We start from the raw sequence: 18,373 nt of genomic DNA, 5'->3' as shown, positions 1-18,373 counted from the left end.
CGGGCGAGCGTAGGCAACCCCGATGAACAGAAGGGAAATTGTGGTGGCGTCCATCGTGCACGTTCTGGGAGCACGCCCGAACTTCGTCAAGGCGGCGCCGGTGATCGACGCGCTGGCGGCCCGCGGGGCCGCGCAGGCGGTGGTCCACACCGGCCAGCACTACGACGAGAAGATGTCGGAGATCTTCTTCCGCGAGCTGGGCCTGCCCGAACCCGACGTCAACCTCGGCGTCGGGTCGGGCAGCCATGCCCAGCAGACGGCCGCGCTGTTGCTCGGGCTGGAGGAGGAGTTCACGAGCCGTTCACCGGAGCTGGTCATCGTGTACGGCGACGTGAACTCGACGATCGCCGCCGCGCTGGTCGCGGCCAAGCTGCACATCCCGGTCGCCCATGTGGAGGCCGGGCTGCGCAGCTTCGACATGACCATGCCCGAGGAGGTCAACCGCCGCCTCACCGACCAGCTCTCCGCACTGTGCCTGGTCACCAGCCCCGAGGCGATCGGCCACCTGGCCGCCGAGGGCATCGACCCCGCCCGGGCGCACCTGGTCGGCAACCCCATGATCGACACCCTGCTGACCAACCTCGGCCACTTCGACACCGCCGCCGTCCGCGCCGCCCACCACCTGCCCGAGCGCTACGTGCTGGCCACCCTGCACCGGCCCGCCAACGTCGACGACCCGGCCACCGCCGCCGCCCTGGTCACCCACCTGCACGGCATCGCCGACCTCGCCGACCTCGTCATCCCCCTCCACCCCCGCGGCCGCGCCAACCTGCTGGCCGCCGGCCTGGACACCCACCAGGGCGTCCACGTCCTGGACCCGCTGGGCTACATCGACTTCCTCGCCGCCGTACGCGGCGCCGCCGCCGTGGTCACCGACTCCGGCGGCCTCCAGGAAGAGACCACCATCCTCGCCGTCCCCTGCCTGACCGTACGGCCCAACACCGAACGGCCGATCACCATCACCCACGGCACCAACCGCCTGGTCACCCTCGACGACCTCGTCCCGGAGACCCGCAAGGCCCTGGAGGCCGAGCGCGGCGAGAACACCCGCAAGCCGCCGCTGTGGGACGGCCACGCCGGCCCCCGCATCGCAGAAGTGATCATGGAGTTCCTCGGTGACTGACCCGTCCGCGGCCAAGGCCAACCGCCAGGCGGCCCGCCTCAGAGCCGTCCTCAGGGAGCGCGAAGGGCGCGTCCAGGAGCTGGAACGGCGGCTCATCGCGCTGGAGAGCTCGACGACCGTGCAGTTCGGGCGGCTGGTCGCGGGCGCGGCCCGCAACCCCAAGCAGCGCGGCGTGCGGCTCCCGCGCGAGCTGTACCGGCTGTGGCGCAAGCGGCACATCCCGGCGGTCGCGCCGAGCGTCCGGGAGAGCGAGCGCGTCCAGCTCGACCGCGTCGACCGGCCCGAGGACCGGCTGCTGGTGTCGCAGCCGTACGACGGGCTGATCGTCGCCGGGATCCTCGGCCGGGAAGCCGCCGCCGCGCTCGGCGAGCGGGCCCGGGTCGTCCCGCTGCACCCGCACGACGCCACGATCGTGCTCGACTCCGCCGACGTGGACCTGCTGGTCGTCGACGCGGCGGCCGGCGAGCCCGGCGGGCCCTGGGCCTACCTGGGCGTGCCCGGCATGTACGACCGGGACCGCGTGCTGGACGAGGCCCGCCGGCTCGCCAGGGAGCGCGGGCTGCCGCTCGTCCTGTGGGGCGAGGCGCCGCCGCCGACCCTCGCGATCCTGGACTGGGACGCCCGCGCGACCGCGTTCACCCAGCTCGAACAGCTCGCACCGGCGGGCCGCCCCGCCGCTCCCGCAGCACCGTGAAAGGACCTTCCGTGCGACCACGCGCCCTCGTCTACGGCGACGTCGACCTCAACCTGATCGACGGCTCGGCGATCTGGGCCCAGGGGATGGTGCAGGCCGCCGCCAGGGCGGGCTGCGAGGTGACCCTCGTCCTCAAGGCCCCGGTACGGACCGGCCGGCTGGTCGACCCGCTGCGCGCGCTGCCCGGCGTGACCGTGCTCAGCCCGCACGCCGAGGGGCTGGTCGAGGGCGAGGCCGGCATGCAGCCGAAGCAGGCCGCCGCCGTGCTCGCCGCGATCGACGAGGCCGACCCGTTCGACCTGGTCGTCGTGCGCGGCCGGCGGCTGGCGGGCAAGCTGTCGGCCGGGCCGCTGGCCGGGCGGCTGTGGACGTACCTCACCGACGTCCCGCAGACGGCCGGGGAGTTCGCCGGCTCCGCCAAGGGGGAGCTGCGGCGGATCGCCGACGCGTCCCGGATGCTGCTCTGCCAGACCGAGGAGCTGCGCGGCTTCCTGGAGAGCGCCGTGCCGGCCACGGCGGGCAAGAGCGTGCTGTTCCCGCCGGTGGTCGTGCTGCCGGACGGGATGACCGGCCGCCCGGACGGCCCGCCCGAGGGGCGCGCGCTGAAGCTCGTCTACACGGGCAAGTTCGCGCCGCGCTGGAACACCTACGAGATGGCGTCGCTGCCCCGCCTGCTGGCCCGCCGCGGCGTGGACGCCGAGCTGCACATGGTCGGCGACAAGATCCACGACGACCCGAAGGACCCGGGCTACTCCGAGCGGATGCGCGCCGCGCTGGAGTCCGGCCAGGGCGTGGTCTGGCACGGCGGGCATCCGCGCGCGGAGGCGATGCGGCTCACCGCGGCCTGCGACGTGGGCCTGTCCTGGCGGCATCCGGAGATGGACGCGAGCCTGGAGCTGTCCACCAAGGTGCTGGAGTGCGGGACGCTCGGCGTCCCGGTCGTGCTCAACCGGACGCCCATGCACGAGCGGCTGTTCGGGGCCGACTACCCGCTGTTCGCCGCCACCGAGGACGACGTGGTGGACGCCCTCGCACTGATCGGCAAGAACCCGGACGTCCACACGCTCGCCGTCGAGCGCTGCCGGGCAGCCGCCGCCGAGTACAGCCTGGACGCCGCCGCCGGGCGGCTGCGCGGCTACCTGGCGCGGGCGTTCCCCGAGCCGTCCGAGGCCGTCCTGGAGGCCGCGCGCGCCGTCGCCGCCGCACCCGTGCCCGAGGGGCGGCGGCTGCGCGTCGGCGTCGCCGGGCACGACCTGAAGTTCTTCACCCGGCTGCTGGACTACCTGGAGTCCCGGCCCGACATGGAGGTACGGGTCGACCACTGGGCCGCGCTCAAGTCCCACGATCCCGAGCGCAGCCAGGCGCTGGCCGACTGGGCGGACGTGGTGATCTGCGAGTGGTGCGGGCCCAACGCGCTCTGGTACGCGGCGCACAAGCGCCCCGGCCAGCGGCTGCTGGTCCGGCTGCACCGCTTCGAGCTGTACGCGGCCTGGCCGCGCCATCTCGACATCGACGCCGTCGACCAGGTCATCTGCGTCAGCCCGCACTACGCCGACCTCACCCGGGAGATGACCGGCTGGCCCGCCGAGAAGGTCGTGGTCGTCCCGAACTGGGTGGACGACCTCCAGCTCGACCGGCCCAAGCTGGCGGGCGCCGAGCACCATCTCGGGATGATCGGCATCGCGCCGTCCCGCAAGCGGCTCGACCTGGCCCTGGACGCCCTGGAGGAGCTGCGCCGGGAGGACCCGCGCTTCACGCTCTTCGTGAAGTCCAAGCTCCCGTGGGAGTACTGGTGGATCTGGGAGAAGCCGGAGGAGCGCGCCCACTACGAGGAGGTCTTCCGCCGGATCCGCCGCTCGCCGCTGCTGGCGGGCGGGGTGGTGTTCGACTCGTACGGGCGGGACGTCCCGGCGTGGCTCCGCCGCATCGGCTTCGTGCTGTCCACCAGCGACGACGAGAGCTTCCACCTGGCACCGGCCGAGGGCATGGCGTCCGGGGCCGTCCCGGTCCTGCTCGGCTGGCCGGGCGCGGACACCATCTACGACACGCGGTGGATCCACCGGGACGCGCCCGCGATGGCCGCCTCCATCGCCGCGACCGTGCGGGAGGGGCGGTGGGAGGAGGAGCGCGCGCTCGCCCGCTCGCAGGTGCGGGGCGCGTACGCGCTGGACGAGGTGTGCCGCCAGTGGACCGGGCTGCTCGCGGGGGCTCCGGTGGCGCCGGAACCGGTCGGAAAGCCTTGATATAGCGGAGTTTCGGCGGAGTTTACGGACCCGTCAGGCCGATATGATCTGCCGGTGGTCTCCAGGCTTCCGATGTTCCGCTCGATCCGGTGGTCAGAGCGAAGGGGGGCGGTGGTCCAGGAACCGCGCCGCGGCATCGCGGGGCTGGGCCGCGCCGCAGCCCCCCACCTGTTCTTCCTGCCCGTACTGGCGGTGGCCGTCGCCGTCCGCGTGATCGCGGTGCGCGGCTACCCCGCGCCCTGGTGGTTCGGCGACTCCGCCGGCTACCTCAAGGTCGCGATCGAGCTCGGGCCCGGCGACCTGCGGCCGAGCGGCTACCCGTTCCTGCTGTGGCTGCTCAAGCCGTTCCACAGCTTCACCGTGGTGGTGGCCGTGCAGCACGCGATCGGCGTGCTGACGGGCGTGCTGGTCTACCTGCTGGTGTGGCGCGCCGGGCAGGCGGCGTGGCGCCGCCGCCCGCCCGGCCGGATCGCCTGGCGGCGCTGGCTGCCCGGCCTGATCGCGGCGGCGGCCACCGTCCCGGTGCTGATCCCCGTGCACCAGATCGCCCTTGAGCACATGCTCATGTCGGACTTCCTCTTCACGTTCCTGCTGCTGCTGGCCATGACGGTCATCCTCTGGCGGGAGCGGATGACCTGGTGGACCGGCGGGCTGGCCGGCCTGGTCATGGCGAGCGCGGCGCTGACCCGGTCGGCCGGGCTGCCGCTGATCCTGGTCCTGCTGGTGGGGATGCTGCTGCGGCGCGCCGGCTGGCGCGCCTGCGTGAGCGCCGCCGGCGTGTACGCGGTCGCGATCCTCGCCTACATGGCCTGGTTCAACTCCGTGTACGGCCAGTTCACCGTCGCCAAGGCCAGCCAGATCTGGCTGTACGGGCGGACCGCGGACTTCGCCGACTGCCGGATCATCAAGCCGAGCCCCGAGCTGGCGATCATGTGCCCGAAGCAGACCAACCCCGCCATCTCGCCCGCGTTCTCCTCGATGTGGACCGACGACTCGGCGTTCCGGAACATCCCCGGCTGGGTGACCGGGCCGCACGCCGACAAGCTGGCCGGCGAGTTCGCCTGGAAGGCGATCATGGCGCAGCCGGGCGACTACGCCGCCGTGATCGTCCGGGACACGTTCCGCTCCTTCGAGTGGGAGCGCAAGCCGTACCCGACGCCCTGGACCTGGCACCAGTACGAGTTCTCCAAGGGCGAGGAGTGGGCCGACGACGACGCGCTGCTCGCCGAGCGGTACGACCCCGCCGGGAGCGGCCGGCCGCGCGTCGTGGAGCCGCACGCCTCGCGCGTGCTCGCGTACCAGGACCACGCCGCCATGCCGGGAACGTTCCTGGGCTACATGATGCTCGCCGGGCTCGCCGGGCTCGTCCGGAACCTGCGCCACCTCGGCCGCTGGCGCGTCGGCGGCGGGCTGCTGCACTGGCTGCGCACCGTCCTGCTGCCCGGGTCCCTCGGGCTGGCGCTGCTGGTCATCCCGGCCGCCACCGCGGACTTCGACTACCGGTACGTGGTGCCGGCGGTCCCGTTCGCCATCGTCGCGGCCGCCCTGGCGCTGCTGCCCCGCCCGTACGAGCCCGAGACGGGAACGGAGCCGGGGGACGGCGCCGCGGCCGGAGCGCGGGCCGAGCCCGGGCCCGGGACGGAGCGCGGGACCGACGGCTCCGGCACCGCCGGCGACGGCCCGGATCAGCCGCCGGCGGAGCCGGCCGAGAACGACGAGAACGACGAAGTGGACGAGACGGACGGCGCGGACGCGAGGGAGCCCGAGTCAGCGAGCCCGGTCACCGCGGACTCGGGCCAGCGGAGCGCGCACCGTACGTGACAGGGCGCTCCTGAGGCGCCGCGTCACCGGGGTGGCGGTGATGTTGACCGAGAGGCCGCCCTTGGCCGTCCGGTACGGCTCGTAATCGCGCCGCGCCGGGCCGAAGCCGGTGGCGGTCGCCGCGGGCAGGGCCGCGCCCTCCGGCAGCGGAACCCGCAGCCGGACCGCGTCCGCGCCGGTCCCGATCTCGCACCAGGCGTCCCAGCGGCCGGGCGGGCAGCCCTGGAGGCCCGCGACCACGTCGAGGACCAGCCGGCCGGCGTCCGCGGACCGCTCGACCGCGGCGTGCCGGACGTCCGTGCCGCCGCGGTGGGCCAGCCGGAACGACACCGGCGGCTCCTCGCCGGCCGCCGCCATGAGCAGCGAGCCGCGCAGCCGCAGCCGCCCCTCGCTCGCCCACTCCACCGCCTCGACGGCGAACACCTCGCGCGTGAACCTGTCGCCGGACCCCGCCCGCACCGACAGGTGCCCGGCCTTCGGGCTGAGGAACGGCACGACGACCAGCCCGGCGGCCGGTACGAGCCGGGCCCCCGGCGCGGCCGGACCGTCGCCGTCCCGGTCCATGGCGAGGCGGGCCTCGGCGGTGACCCCGCCGAGGTCGACCGCGACATGGAACTCCCAGACGCCCGGCGACGGCAGTGCCGCCGGGTCGAACTCCACGGCGAACGCGCCGTCCGCGCCGTCCCCGGGGAGGGCGATCTCGGTGCCGTCCTGCTTGTGGCGCAGCACGACCCGGACGGTCCCGGGCTCCTCCGCGCCCTTCACGCGGGCGGTGCCGCCGAGCAGCAGCCGGCCGCCCGCCCACTCGGCGCGCGTCACCTCGCGGATCACCGTGAGGCGCCCGGTGACGTCGAAGTACTCGTCGGGAAGCGACGCCAGGGGCGAGCGGAAGCCGGGGTACTCGGCGTACGCGCGGTCCCCGTCCACCACGATCCGCGGGATCCAGCCGTCCTGCACCCGGCTGATCATCTCGTGCAGCAGCGCGTCCTCGTGCTCCAGCAGCAGGTGCGCGATCACGCGGTGGTGGACCGGCAGCCGCTCCAGCACGGCCGGCGTCAGGAAGTCCTCGCACGCCTTGCGGGCGCCCTTGCAGGTCTCGTACCGCCGTACGGGGTCCTTCAGGAACGCCGCGCCGAACCGGTGCAGCACGTCGCGCCAGAACAGCCGGACGAGCATCCGGTCGCGCGCGAACCCGGGCTCGGTGTGCGCCACCACGCTCTGCAGCAGCGGCAGCGCGATCTGCGGGTAGTACTCGGCCGCGGGGGCGCCGCCCGTCTGCATGATGCTGGTGCCCGACTCCCGCGCGACCAGGTAGTAGCAGTCGTGGTCGGCGACGATCGAGACGGCGCGGGCGTGCAGGTACGCGTGCGCCGCGAACACCTTGTCCTCGCCGGACCGGATCCCCTCGGGGAACCGGATCCCGTTGTCCAGCAGCATCGACCGCCGGTACAGCTTGTGCGCGGTGAGCGAGCTGCCGAAGACGTCGAAGTCCGGGTCGTCGAGCGTCACCCGCGGGCGCGACCGGTCGTACCTGGCCACCGACCGGCCGATCCCCACGTAGTTGCCGATGACGACGTCGGTCCCGTTGGCGTCGGCGGCGGCGCACATGCGCTCCAGCGCCTCGGGACCGAGATGGTCGTCGGCGTCGAGGAAGAACACGTACTCGCCGCGCGCCTCTTCGATGCCGGCGTTGCGCGGCGCGCCCGGCCCGCCCGTGTTCGCGCGGTGGAGCACCCTCATCCGGGGATGCCGTCCGGCCAGCTCGTCCAGGTACTCGCCACTGCCGTCGGTGGACCCGTCGTCGACGGCGATCAGCTCGATCAGCTCACCGTCGAGCGACTGGTCGAACACCGACCGGAACGTGTGGTCGAGGAACTCCCGGCAGTTGTACACCGGAACGATGACGCTGATTTTCACTTCGGATCCCCCTTGGGGTGCCCCCACCCGACTTCCGGGTCAGGGATGCGCGCCGGTCTGGACCGGTTCGTTGAGGAATACGCGCCGGACGGCGCGTTCGGCCGCGTGGCCGTCGTCCCACGGGCAGAACCGGTCCCGGAACGCGGCACGGGCCTTGGCCGACTGGTCGTCCCAGGCGGCGCCGGACGTGAACGCGTCGATCAGTTCGTCCTCGGTCGTGGCGACCGCGCCGGGCGCGTTCGCCATGAGGTCGAAGTTGAGCCCGCGGGTCCGGGTGTACGTCTCCAGGTCGTTGACGTACAGGACGATCGGGCGGTCCAGGTTCGCGTAGTCGAACATGATGGACGAGTAGTCGGTCAGCAGCGCGTCCGACGCGATGGCCAGGTCCTCCACCGTCGGGTGCTGCGACACGTCGATCAGCCGGTCCGCCGGCCAGCCCATGTCGGCCGCGAGGTCCTTGAGCTTGTAGAAGTAGTGCGCGCGCAGCAGCAGGACGTGGTCGGGCCCGAGCTCGCGGAGGAACCGCCCGATGTCGAACATCGGGGTGTAGCGCCGCTGGTAGTCGCGGTGCGTCGGCGCGTACAGGATGGCGGTCTTGCCCTCGGGGATGCCGAGCTCGGCGCGCAGCCGGGCCCGCTCGGCGGCGTCGGCGTTGACCAGCCGGTCGTTGCGCGGGTAGCCGATCTCCAGCATCTCGTAGTTGCAGGGGAAGCCGCGGTCCCACGCCTCGCTCGACAGCGGGTTGGACGACACCAGGTAGTCCCACCGGTCGGACCGGGCGATCAGCGCCTTGAAGTCCATGTCGCTGGTCCCGACCGGGTACTCCATCTGGTCGAGGCCCATCTTCTTCAGCGGGGTGCCGTGCTGGGTCATCACGTGCACCTGGTCGTCCCGCTTGACGATCTCGTCGGGGAAGTTCACGTTGTTGACGAAGTACTTGGCCCGCGCCATCAGGCGGTAGTACTTCAGCGAACCGGAGACGACGTAGTCGACGCCCTGGGGCATGTTCTTGCGGCCGGCCGGCTTGACCACCCAGACGCCGCGCACGCCGGGCGCCAGGTCCTTGGCGGCCTCGTAGATGGCGGCGGGGTTGCAGGCGTAGCCGCGGTACCAGTACGCGCCGTAGACGGCGACGTTCTCGTCCAGCGGCCGCCGCAGCTGCACCTTGTAGTACGCGATCTTGACCCGCGCCTTGATCGAGTTCTTGAGAGTGCGCTTGTCCTTCTTGCGCTTCTTCTCTTTCTTCTCGCGCTTCTTGTCGGCCTTCTCGCTCTGCCGCAGCTTCTTGAAGCCCTTGTAGTCGTTCTTCTCGATCAGGCGGTGCTTCCTGGCCAGGATCGGGTCGTCCGGCACGGCGTAGTCGACCGGCCGGTAGCGGTGGTAGATGTGCGACATCTCCGCGAAGAAGCGGGCCTCCTCGGGGCCCTCCACCCGGTCCTCGCGCTCCAGGATGACCAGCAGGTGCCACAGCATCCGGTTGAACATCAGCGGGCGGAACTGGTCGGCGCGCGGCCCCATCTTCTCCATGAAGGCGAAGACCCGGTCGTACTGCGCGAACGCGTCGAAGTGCTTCTTGCCGGCCGTCTTAGTGATCGCGCCGCGGCGCCGCTGCCGGTAGATGTAGCAGACGCGGTCCAGCAGGCTCAGCCGCTCGGCCGCCATGAGCAGCGGGTAGGTGACGTTGAAGTCCTCGTAGTAGCCGCTGCTGAAGCGCAGGCCCTGCTCCAGCAGGAACTCGCGGCGGATCGCCCGGTTCCAGGCGGTCATCATCAGCTCCAGCACGCTGTGCCGGTCCTCGGGCCGGAAGACGTCGGGCGCCGGGGGCTCGCGGAACAGGTGGTTGATGATGCTGCGCTTGGTCTTGCCGGTCCAGTACGAGCGGGCGTAGTCGAACAGCAGGACGTCCGGGCGGGTCTCCACGAGCCGGTCGTAGATGGCCCGGACCGCGCCCTCGGTGGCGTAGTCGTCGCTGTCGAAGAACCAGACGTAGTCGCCCGTCGCCATGTCCAGGCCGACGTTCCGGGCCTGCCCGAGGCCGACGTTCTCGGTCAGGTGCCGCACCCGCACCCGCGGATCGCGCTCGGCGAACTCGTCGAGGATCGCCCCGCAGCCGTCCGGCGAGGCGTCGTTGACCGCGATGACCTCCAGGTTCGGGACATCGGGGACGAGGATGGACTCGAGGCACTGCCGGATGTACCCCTGCACTTTGTGCACGGGCACGATGATGCTGAGGGAGATGCTGGTGTCGCTGCTCACTGTGGACCCATCGCTTGCTGGGGGGCTGTTTCGATTGGACGCCGACCGAGCGCCCATTGTTCGTGGCGTGCGTTCAGGTGTGCGTTAAGGCGGTGTGCATTTCGCGGGCGTCCATTTCGGCGGTGCGGGTTCAGGTGCCGCGCCCGTGCTGGGGTTTCAGCAGCCAGCGGGCCTTCGGTTCGATCGCCGGGCGGGTGAGGCGCTGTACGGCGCCGGTGGACAGGAGCAGGGCGAGCGCGACGGCGGCGAGTGTCACTCCGACGATGCCCAGTGGCGTGTGCAGGACCGGCTCGGCCAATACGCCGGTGTAGTCGAAGGTCTTCACCACCAACCCGTGCAGCAAATACACGTACATCGTCCTCGTACCCATCTCCGTGAACCATGTGTGCCTGCGGGGGATGACTGCGAGGAAGGCGGTTCCGAGAATGACCGCCAGCAACAGGGCGGCGGCGCGTCCGCTCATCCCGACCAATGCAGAATACCCCATGTCCCGGTAACTGCTGTTCCACCACAGAAGGTCCATGTTGATACCGGGAACGCCCAGCAGGCCGCTCTCCCAGACGTAGATCGCCGGCACCGCGGCCACCAGCACGGCGGCCCCGGCCCAGCGCGCGGCCGGGCGGCGCAGCGCCTGGAGGCGCTCCGGCTCGATCATCAGGCCCAGCACGAAGAACGGGAGCAGCCCGGCCATCCGGCTCATCGTCGGCTCCTCGCCGAAGATCCACATCCCGGACAGCAGCGATCCCACCACCGCGACCGCCACCGGATGGCGGAGGTGGTCCCACAGCGGCGCGCTCAGCCGCCAGCAGACCATGGCGACGAGGAACCACATCAGGAAGTGCGGCATGAGGAACTCGTTCAGATCGAACGGCTTGCCGAGAAGCAGCACGATCTGTCCCCGGTAGAGGACGATGAAGATGAGGTACGGGACCACCAGGGTCGGCAGCATGGTGCGGAACTTCTGCGGGTTCCTCATCAGGCTGCGCGAGAAGTAGCCGGTGATGAAGACGAACACCGGCATGTGAAAGGCGTAGACGGCCTTGTAGGCGGCGTCGACGGCGTGGCTGTCGCCGAATTCCGCCCAGACATGGCCGAGCACCACCAGTACGGCGGTGACGAACTTGGCGTTGTCGAAATAGGCGTCGCGCTTCTTGGCGGCGGGGGGAGCGCTCGCCGCGGGTACCGCGGGGACGGCCGGCGCGAGGCGGGGGCTGGTCACTGATGGGCCTCCGGCGGGCCCGTGCGCGGCCGCGGGGGAACGGCCGGCACGAGCCGGAAACGTGGCGGGCTAGCGGCCGCTGACCGGAACGTCGGCCGGCAGCGGCGCGGTGTGCGCGGCGGGCCGGGCCTCCTCCGCCTGCTCGGTGCGGAGCGCCCACTCGGCGGACTTCTTCTCCAGGTCGCCGAGGACGCGGCCGTAGTCGCGGCTCGACAGCCAGAACTTGTAGATGATCACGAACTCGAAGGCGAGCATCCCGACGGCCGACACCGCCGACACCGGGATGATCGCGCCCGGCACCACGGCGGCGGCGACCGGCGCGACGATGAACACGCCCATCTGGAACTCGATGCCGCTGATCAGGTGCGGGCGGATGCGGCCGCGCTTGAGCGCGTTGCGGATCCGGGCGTACCAGGGGAACTTCTTGTTGAAGCCCTCCTGCAGCAGCACGTTCGGGTTGTCGCCGACGACCTGGTCGTCCATCTCCGACTCGGGCGCGCGCGCGAGGACGCCCTCGGCCGAGCGCAGGTCCGCGTTGGCGCCGGCGGTGTCCGCGGTGCCGGCGGCGTGGCCGTTGGAGCGGTGGGCCAGCTCCATGGCCTCCACCTGCTCCTTCATGGTCCGCAGCTTGTTCCGCATCTGCGAGCGGACCTTGTAGATCTCCAGCGCGTCCATGTAGCGGAGCATGTCCAGGAAGACCACGCCGAGCGCCGCCCAGACGTAGGCCACGTTCCCGGTCCGGGCGTACTGGCCGCCCATCAGGGCGATCGCGCAGGCCAGCACGCGGATCCGGTCGAAGATGTAGTCGAGCCACGCCCCGAAGACCGATCCGGTGCCCTTGAGCCGGGCGATCTTGCCGTCCATGCAGTCGAGGGTGAAGGACAGGTGGTACAGCAGCGCGCCGAGCAGCAGCCAGGGGGCGGTGGCGACGGCGAAGCAGGCCCCCGCGCCCAGGCCCAGGATCAGTGCCCCGACGGTGAGCTGGTTCGGGGTGATGTTCGTCCGGTTGGCTGTGAATCGGACGAGGCGGGAGGCGGGCGGATCCACCAGAAGTACGGTCCACCATGCATCACGCGCCTTGTACGTTCGTTGCCGAACGTCCTCGAGCGTGAAGTTCGCCATGGAGTGCTGTCCTTTCATCGACGTGAGGGCTCCCCGACGGCGGTGGGCTTCCCCGGACGCGGGGGCCCCTCCAGCGCGCGCGCTCACTCCGGTTGACGGAGGTTTGTCTCGGGTGCCGCGCCTGATGCTATCGGTCAGCCGCCGACACCATTACGTATTGGCTCCTTTTTGTTCACCTTCCCGTTGGATCGTTGCGATCCGGGCCGGCGCAGCGGGGTGAACGCCCACCGCATCTTCGGTTCCAAGGCCCAGCTCATGCACCTGACGACCGGCTTGGAGCACAGGAACGTGCCCACGGCGGCGGCCCCGGCGATCACCAGGACCAGTCCCGGGACGGTGTTCAGCCACTCGGCGTCCCACCAGTCGGTGAACTCCAGCAGGCGGGTGATGAAGCCGTGCAGCAGGTAGGCGTACAGCGTGGTCGCGCCGAGCCTGGTGAACCACGTCCTCCGCTTGGGCACCACCGCGAGGAAGGCCGCGACCAGCACGGTGGCCGCGACGAACATCGCCAGCCGCATCGCGGTGCCGGTGACGTTCCCCACGCCCAGTTCCTCGTGGGGGTGCTTCCAGTAGAGCCAGTCGCGGTTGAAGTGCGCCATCGCGGGATACATCAGGGCGAGCCCGGCGGCCAGCGTCACCCAGCCGAACACCCGCGCGGCGGGCTTCTTGAGCAGCTCGAAGTGCTCCGGCTTGAGGATCAGGCCGAGCACGTAGAACGGCAGCAGCCCGATGAGCCGGTGGATGTCCAGGGAGTCGCCCAGGTCGCTCATGTACGACAGCAGCGAGAAGACCAGCGCCACCGCCAGCGGCCAGCGGATCTGCTGCCACACCGGCGTGGACAGCCGCCAGAAGAACAGCGCGCACAGGAACCACGTCAGGAAGTACGGGTCGAGCAGGCTGACTTCCAGCTTGTTGCGCCCGACCGTCCAGTCGTACAGCGAGTACGCGATCTCGAAGACCACGTACGGCACGCCGACATTGGTGATCAGCTTGCGGGCCTTGCCGCCGGCGAACGTCCAGTTCCGCGAGAAGTAGCCGGTGACCACGATGAACATCGGCATGTGGAACATGTAGATGAACATGTACAGGCCCTTGGCCAGCGGCACTTCGAGCCGGTAGGCCAGCGAGTGCCCGATCACGACCAGCAGGATCGCCAGGAACTTGGCGTTGTCGAAGAACGGGTCGCGCTCGCGCCGCCTGGGAGCCGGCGCGGGCGCGGCCGCCGCCTCCGGCGCGGGTGCCGGAACGGTCGCGGTGGCCGCCGGGTCGCTCATGTCTTGCAGACGTCGTCGGTGGCCTTGACCTCACCGTCCTGCGTGGGAATGCCGCCGTTCTTGGAGTTCTTCAGCGACGTCCAGTCGGAGCCGACGACCAGGTCGACGAGGCCGGGCTGGCCGCCGGTGCGGGCGGTGGGCTGCGGCGCGTTCGGGATCAGCGCGTTGAGCGTCTGCGCGTGCTGGTCGGCGCCGGCGCCGTACATCACCCGGCTGGTCTTGGTGAGGTCGAGGTTGCCGCCGACCGAGACGTGGAAGCCCTGCGCCTCCAGGTCGTCGGCGACCCGGCGGGCCTGGCCGTCGATGCCGCTGGCGTTGTAGACCCGGACCCGCACCTGGCTCGCGGGGATCTTGGGCGCGGCGCCGGCGGCCTCCTTCTTCGGCTCGGCCGGCACCGTCTTGTCGTTGCGGACCGCGCTGAAGAACTGGTCGGCGGCGGGCTGGCGCAGCGCGACGCGGTTGGGGTCGGGCGCGTACGCCCCCCACGGCACGGTCACGAACCGCAGCTTGCCCGAGGTCATGCCGCGCATGCCGGACGCGATGTCCATCATCACCTGCGGCGTCAGCTCGCTGTCGGTGGTGAGCGACTTGGTGGTGGCGTTCATCAGCGACAGCATCTTGCTCGGGTTGCTGAGGACGCCCGCGCTCATCGCCTTGTTGGCGAGCGCGCCGAGGAACTTCTGCTGGCGCTTGATGCGGTCGGTGTCGGAGCCGTTGCCCAGGCCCTTGCGGACGCGCACGTACGCCAGCGCCGTCTCGCCCTTGATCGTGCTCTTGCCCTTGGGGAGCTTGAGCTTGGACTGGGGGTCGTCGACGGCGTTGGGCAGGCAGACCTCGACGCCGCCGACCGCCTCGGTGATGGTCTTGAAGCCGTTGAAGTCGACCTGCATGAAGTGATCGATCTTGATGTTGGTGAAGCTCTCGATCGTCTTCATGGTGCAGGGCGCGCCGCCGATCGTGAACGTGGCGTTGATCTGCCCGATCGTCTGCGCGGGGGTGCGCTGCCCGTTCTTCAGCTTGCAGGACGGGATCGGCACCATCAGGTCGCGCGGGAAGCTGATGCCCATCGCCTGCCCGCCGCCCGGCGACAGGTGCAGGAGGATCATCGTGTCCGAGCGCGGCGGCTCCTTGGTCATGCTCTTGCCGTACTTGGCGTTGCCGGAGCCCGCGCGGGTGTCGGAGCCCAGCAGCAGGATGTTCATCGCGCTGTTGAGCTTCTTGGGGCGGTTGGGCCCCAGCAGCGCGTTCGCGTCCTCCTGCGAGATGTTGCCCATCGCCTTGCGGTAGACGCCGTAGGCGGTCAGCGATCCGGCGACCATCACCGCGGACAGGCCGATGGAGACCCAGCCGAGGACGCGCCAGCCACGCCGACGCGCCGCCGGCTGGGGGTCGGCGTCGTCGACGTACTCCATGTACATCGGGTTGCTGTTCATCGGCTCCGAGGTGGGGTCGGCGCCCGCCGCGGTACGCGCCGGGCCCGCCTTCTGGGGCGGAAACAAACAGAGACTAGGTCAGAGGAGGCGTCTTACGGACCCGGATGCGTCATTCCATCCCGGTACACCCGCCACCGCTGTCACATGTTCCAGGGTCGCTCGTCGATCTAGGGATGCTTTGTCGAAGTTTCGTTGGATTATGACGGAAGCCCCTGAGGCTAGTGGGGAAAGAAGCCCGACCAGCACGCCTTCGAGTGTGGTGTACGGCATGTCAACCAGGACCCGGTCACGTGCGTCGAAGTCCCATTTCTCCGCGGCACCGATGGCCTCGGCGACCAGCCGCGCACCGCTGAGTGTGGTCTTTGTCACACTCAACGCGGGGGCGTCGGGCGTCGCGTCCGGCGGGGGCGTGAACCGGTCGCCGTACGACCGCACCTCCACCGCGTAGTCGACGACCCCGGCGGGGCACTCCGCCAGGGCGCCGCCGAGCGCGTGCAGCGACAGTCCGACGATCTCCTCGGCGTCCCGGTCGGCGGTCACGGCGTCCAGCACCTCCTCGGCGGCCACCAGGATGTACGGCCCGGGCGTACCGGGCGGTTCGGTCCCGGAGCCGATCCATCCCGGATCGTCCCCCGTGCCGGGATCCGTGCCGAGATCCGTGCCGACCGGCACGGCCTCCAGGCCGGCCGCCCAGCAGGCCATCAGCCACGCCGCCGACTGCCAGTGCGGCGGCAGCGCCAGCACCACCCGGGTCCCCGGCTCGGCCGCCAGCCCGTCCACCAGCAGGTTGGCGGTCTTGGACACCCAGTTGTCGAAGGTGCGGGCCGACAGTTCGACCCGCTCTCCGGTGGCATCGTCGTAGAAGGTCACCAGGGGGCGGGACGGGTCGTCCGCCACCCGCCGCCGGAGCAGCTCCGCGGGTCCGATCATGCTCATGAGCCGAGCGTACGAGAGGTCCGGCCGGGTTCCGCGCCACGCGACTCCCACGGGCCTGTCCTCCGCGCCCCGGACGGGCCGCTACGCTCCGCACCGATGAGAACGCACCGACTCACGCCCGGCAGCGGAGCGGCCCGGTGAGGGCCGGCCGGCTGCTCGCCCGGCTGTCCGCCGCGCCCGCGCTGCTCGTCGCCGCCTGGCTGGCGGTGTCGCTGCCGCTGCTGCTGGCCGGGGCGTTCCGGCCGCTGCCGGCGATCGCGCTGTTCGTGCCCGTGGCGGCGGTGGCGCTGTGGCTCGGCCTGCGGGACCGGCCGGGCCGGGACGACGCCGCCGACGGCGGCCCGGGCGGCGTCGCGTTCCCGCGCTGGTCGTTCTGGGGCGTCGCGGCGATCGGCGCGGCGTTCCTCGTCCTCCAGGTGCTGATGGCCGGGGAGCAGATCGTGGTGCGCCGCGATCCGGCCTCGTACGCGCAGTTCGCGGCGTGGCTGGCCGAGCACGGCTCGCTGCCGATCCCGCAGGACCGTGCCGCGTTCGGCGGCGGCGACCCGGCGCTCGGCTTCGGCAGCCCGGCGTTCTACGTGGCGGGCGACGACCTCGTCCCGCAGTTCATGGCCGGCCTGCCGCTGATCCTCGCGCTGGGCGACTGGCTCGGCGGGCCGCACCTGATGCTGGCGATGGCGCCGCTGCTGGGCGCCTGCGCGGTGGTGGCGTTCGGCGGGCTGGTCGCGCGGCTGGTCGGCCCGCGCTGGGCGCCCGCCGGGGCGCTGCTGCTGGCGCTGACGACGCCGATGCTGTGGGTGTCGCGGGCGACCTACAGCGAGGTTCCCGCGCTGGTGCTGCTGCTCGGCGGCCTGGTGCTGCTGCACGACGCGCGCCGCGACGAGGAGCACGAGCGCTCCCGGGTGCCGGGAGAGGACGCGCCGCGGCCGCGCGTCCCGCCGGAGGTGGCCAAGGCGTTCCTGGGCGGGCTGGCGCTCGGCCTGATCGTGCTCGTCCGCATCGACGGGCTGCGCGACATCCTGCCGGTGGTCGTCTTCGCGGGCCTGCTGGCGGGGGCCCGGCGCCGTACCGGCGTGCCGCTGGCCCTCGGCCTGGCGGCCGGTGCGGGCGCGGGGCTCGCCGAGGGCTTCCTGCTGTCGCGCCCGTACCTGGACTACCTGAGCGCGTCCGTCGACCCGCTGCTGCTCATCACGGGCCTGCTGGTCGCGGCGACGGTCGTGATGGCGGCCGCGCTGCGCTGGGAGCCGACCGGGTCCCGGCTGCGCCGGCTCGGGACGGCGCCGCGGCGCGGCCGGGCGGGCACGGCCGCCGCGCTGCTGACCGTGGCGGCCGTGCTGGCGTTCGCGGTGCGGCCGCTGGTGCAGACCGTGCGGCGGGAGCCCGCGACGTCCGACGACGAGGTGAACGTCCACTTCATCGAGCAGGTCCAGAAGCTGTCCGGGCTGGCCGCCGACGGCACCCGCCAGTACTCGGAGCTCTCCCTCTACTGGGCCGTCTGGTACGTCGGCGTGCCCGCGCTGCTGATGGCGACGTTCGGGGCGGCGCTGCTGGCCCGGCGGCTGGTGTGGGGGACCGCGCCCGAGTGGCTGCTGCCGTTCGCGATGATCGCCTGGACGACCGTGCTGGTGCTGTACCGGCCCGGCATCACCCCCGACCACCCGTGGGCGTCGCGGCGGCTGATCGCCGTGGTGATCCCCGGGCTGCTGCTGTTCGCGGTGTGGGGCGCGGCCTGGACGATCCGCCGGATCCGCCGCAACGGGTACGGCCCGCGCGCCACCCGGCGGTGGGCGGTAGGCGCGGTGCTGGTCCTGCTGGTTCCGGTCGTGCTGTCGTCCGGCGGGATCCTGGTCTCCCGCACCGAGCAGGGCGAGGTGGCGGCCGTCCGGAAGCTGTGCGGGCGGATCGGCCCGGACGCCTCGGTGGTGGTGGTCGAGCGCGCCACCGCGGACCGGTTCCTCCAGGTCGTCCGCGGCATGTGCGGCGTTCCCGCGGCCCGCACGGTCGCCGGCGCGAAGCCGGACGACGTCCGCCGCGTCATCGGGAAGATCCACGCCGCGGGCCGCCGCCCGGTGCTCCTGGGCGCGGAGGCGCGGCAGGTGGCGCCGTACGCGCGGGCCGAGCACGTCGTCGCCGTCCGCACGCGGCAGGACGAGCGCACGCTGGTCGAGCCTCCCGACGGCACCTGGGGCCTCTCCATGGACGTCTGGATGGCGCAGCCCCCGCCGCCCCGGGAGCGCGCGGCCGTCCCGTCCTGACCGCAGAGTTCAGCCGGGACGAGTATCCTCGCCCGGCGTGAGTACCCAGCCCACCGAGCAGCCCGAAGCGCCCCAGGCGC

General features: G+C 71.8%; 12 protein-coding genes. 5 read left to right on the top strand and 7 right to left on the bottom strand.

Features of this window, described 5'->3' with window-relative positions; genetic code table 11:
* Window positions 1–22 precede the first annotated feature (22 nt).
* From wecB to ACA361_RS04570, 4 genes are all read left to right on the top strand, one after another.
* On the top strand, window positions 23–1,123 hold the full coding sequence (gene wecB, locus ACA361_RS04585; protein ID WP_375010505.1) for a non-hydrolyzing UDP-N-acetylglucosamine 2-epimerase: 1,101 nt from the start codon (window positions 23–25) through the stop codon (window positions 1,121–1,123).
* Window positions 1,116–1,817, top strand: coding sequence for a hypothetical protein (locus tag ACA361_RS04580; RefSeq protein ID WP_375010504.1), 702 nt, complete (start codon window positions 1,116–1,118; stop codon window positions 1,815–1,817). The genes wecB and ACA361_RS04580 overlap by 8 nt, the downstream gene beginning before the upstream one ends.
* A gap of 86 nt (window positions 1,818–1,903) precedes the next feature.
* Window positions 1,904–4,060, top strand: a complete 2,157-nt coding sequence (locus ACA361_RS04575) for a glycosyltransferase (RefSeq protein WP_375010898.1) — start codon at window positions 1,904–1,906, stop codon at window positions 4,058–4,060.
* A gap of 111 nt (window positions 4,061–4,171) precedes the next feature.
* Window positions 4,172–5,881, top strand: coding sequence for a hypothetical protein (locus tag ACA361_RS04570; RefSeq protein WP_375010503.1), 1,710 nt, complete (start codon window positions 4,172–4,174; stop codon window positions 5,879–5,881).
* Here the strand turns inward: ACA361_RS04570 and ACA361_RS04565 are convergent.
* The 7 genes from ACA361_RS04565 to ACA361_RS04535 all read right to left on the bottom strand — a co-directional run bounded on the left by ACA361_RS04565 (window position 5,828) and on the right by ACA361_RS04535 (window position 16,038).
* Window positions 5,828–7,798, bottom strand: coding sequence for a glycosyltransferase family 2 protein (locus tag ACA361_RS04565; RefSeq protein ID WP_375010502.1), 1,971 nt, complete (start codon window positions 7,796–7,798; stop codon window positions 5,828–5,830). The genes ACA361_RS04570 and ACA361_RS04565 overlap by 54 nt on opposite strands.
* Before the next feature lie 39 nt (window positions 7,799–7,837).
* Window positions 7,838–10,054 carry a CDP-glycerol glycerophosphotransferase family protein gene (locus tag ACA361_RS04560; RefSeq protein ID WP_375010501.1) on the bottom strand — a complete coding sequence of 739 codons (2,217 nt, stop codon included), beginning with the start codon at window positions 10,052–10,054 and terminating at the stop codon, window positions 7,838–7,840.
* 130 nt (window positions 10,055–10,184) lie between these two features.
* Window positions 10,185–11,273 carry an acyltransferase family protein gene (locus tag ACA361_RS04555; RefSeq protein WP_375010500.1) on the bottom strand — a complete coding sequence of 363 codons (1,089 nt, stop codon included), beginning with the start codon at window positions 11,271–11,273 and terminating at the stop codon, window positions 10,185–10,187.
* 69 nt (window positions 11,274–11,342) lie between these two features.
* Entirely contained in the window at window positions 11,343–12,395 is a 1,053-nt protein-coding gene (locus ACA361_RS04550; protein WP_375010499.1) for a CDP-alcohol phosphatidyltransferase family protein, read from the bottom strand.
* Between the two features lie 134 nt (window positions 12,396–12,529).
* A complete protein-coding gene (locus tag ACA361_RS04545; protein ID WP_375010498.1) occupies window positions 12,530–13,669 on the bottom strand; it encodes an acyltransferase family protein in 1,140 nt (379 codons plus the stop codon).
* Window positions 13,666–15,102 carry an LCP family protein gene (locus ACA361_RS04540; RefSeq protein ID WP_375010497.1) on the bottom strand — a complete coding sequence of 479 codons (1,437 nt, stop codon included), beginning with the start codon at window positions 15,100–15,102 and terminating at the stop codon, window positions 13,666–13,668. Before ACA361_RS04540 ends, ACA361_RS04545 begins: the two co-directional genes overlap by 4 nt.
* 78 nt (window positions 15,103–15,180) lie before the next feature.
* Window positions 15,181–16,038, bottom strand: a complete 858-nt coding sequence (locus ACA361_RS04535; protein ID WP_375010496.1) for a TIGR03089 family protein — start codon at window positions 16,036–16,038, stop codon at window positions 15,181–15,183.
* A 137-nt stretch (window positions 16,039–16,175) separates the two neighbouring features.
* On the opposite strand from ACA361_RS04535, the gene ACA361_RS04530 reads away from it, so the two are divergent.
* A complete protein-coding gene (locus tag ACA361_RS04530; protein ID WP_375010495.1) occupies window positions 16,176–18,293 on the top strand; it encodes a hypothetical protein in 2,118 nt (705 codons plus the stop codon).
* Window positions 18,294–18,373: the final 80 nt, after the last annotated feature.

This window comes from Actinomadura sp. 21ATH (assembly GCF_041951345.1).
GTDB lineage: Bacteria > Actinomycetota > Actinomycetes > Streptosporangiales > Streptosporangiaceae > Spirillospora.
The sequence above is the reverse complement of the archived record's forward strand: the minus strand, read 5'-3'. Positions and strand labels throughout refer to the sequence as shown.

Coding starts and splice junctions, on each gene's coding strand:
- ACA361_RS04545 (WP_375010498.1), bottom strand. CDS start 13,669: ATGAGCGACCCGGCGGCCACCGCGACCGTTCCGGCACCCGCGCCGGAG.
- ACA361_RS04540 (WP_375010497.1), bottom strand. CDS start 15,102: ATGAACAGCAACCCGATGTACATGGAGTACGTCGACGACGCCGACCCC.
- ACA361_RS04550 (WP_375010499.1), bottom strand. CDS start 12,395: ATGGCGAACTTCACGCTCGAGGACGTTCGGCAACGAACGTACAAGGCG.
- ACA361_RS04575 (WP_375010898.1), top strand. CDS start 1,904: ATGGTGCAGGCCGCCGCCAGGGCGGGCTGCGAGGTGACCCTCGTCCTC.
- wecB (WP_375010505.1), top strand. CDS start 23: ATGAACAGAAGGGAAATTGTGGTGGCGTCCATCGTGCACGTTCTGGGA.
- ACA361_RS04535 (WP_375010496.1), bottom strand. CDS start 16,038: ATGAGCATGATCGGACCCGCGGAGCTGCTCCGGCGGCGGGTGGCGGAC.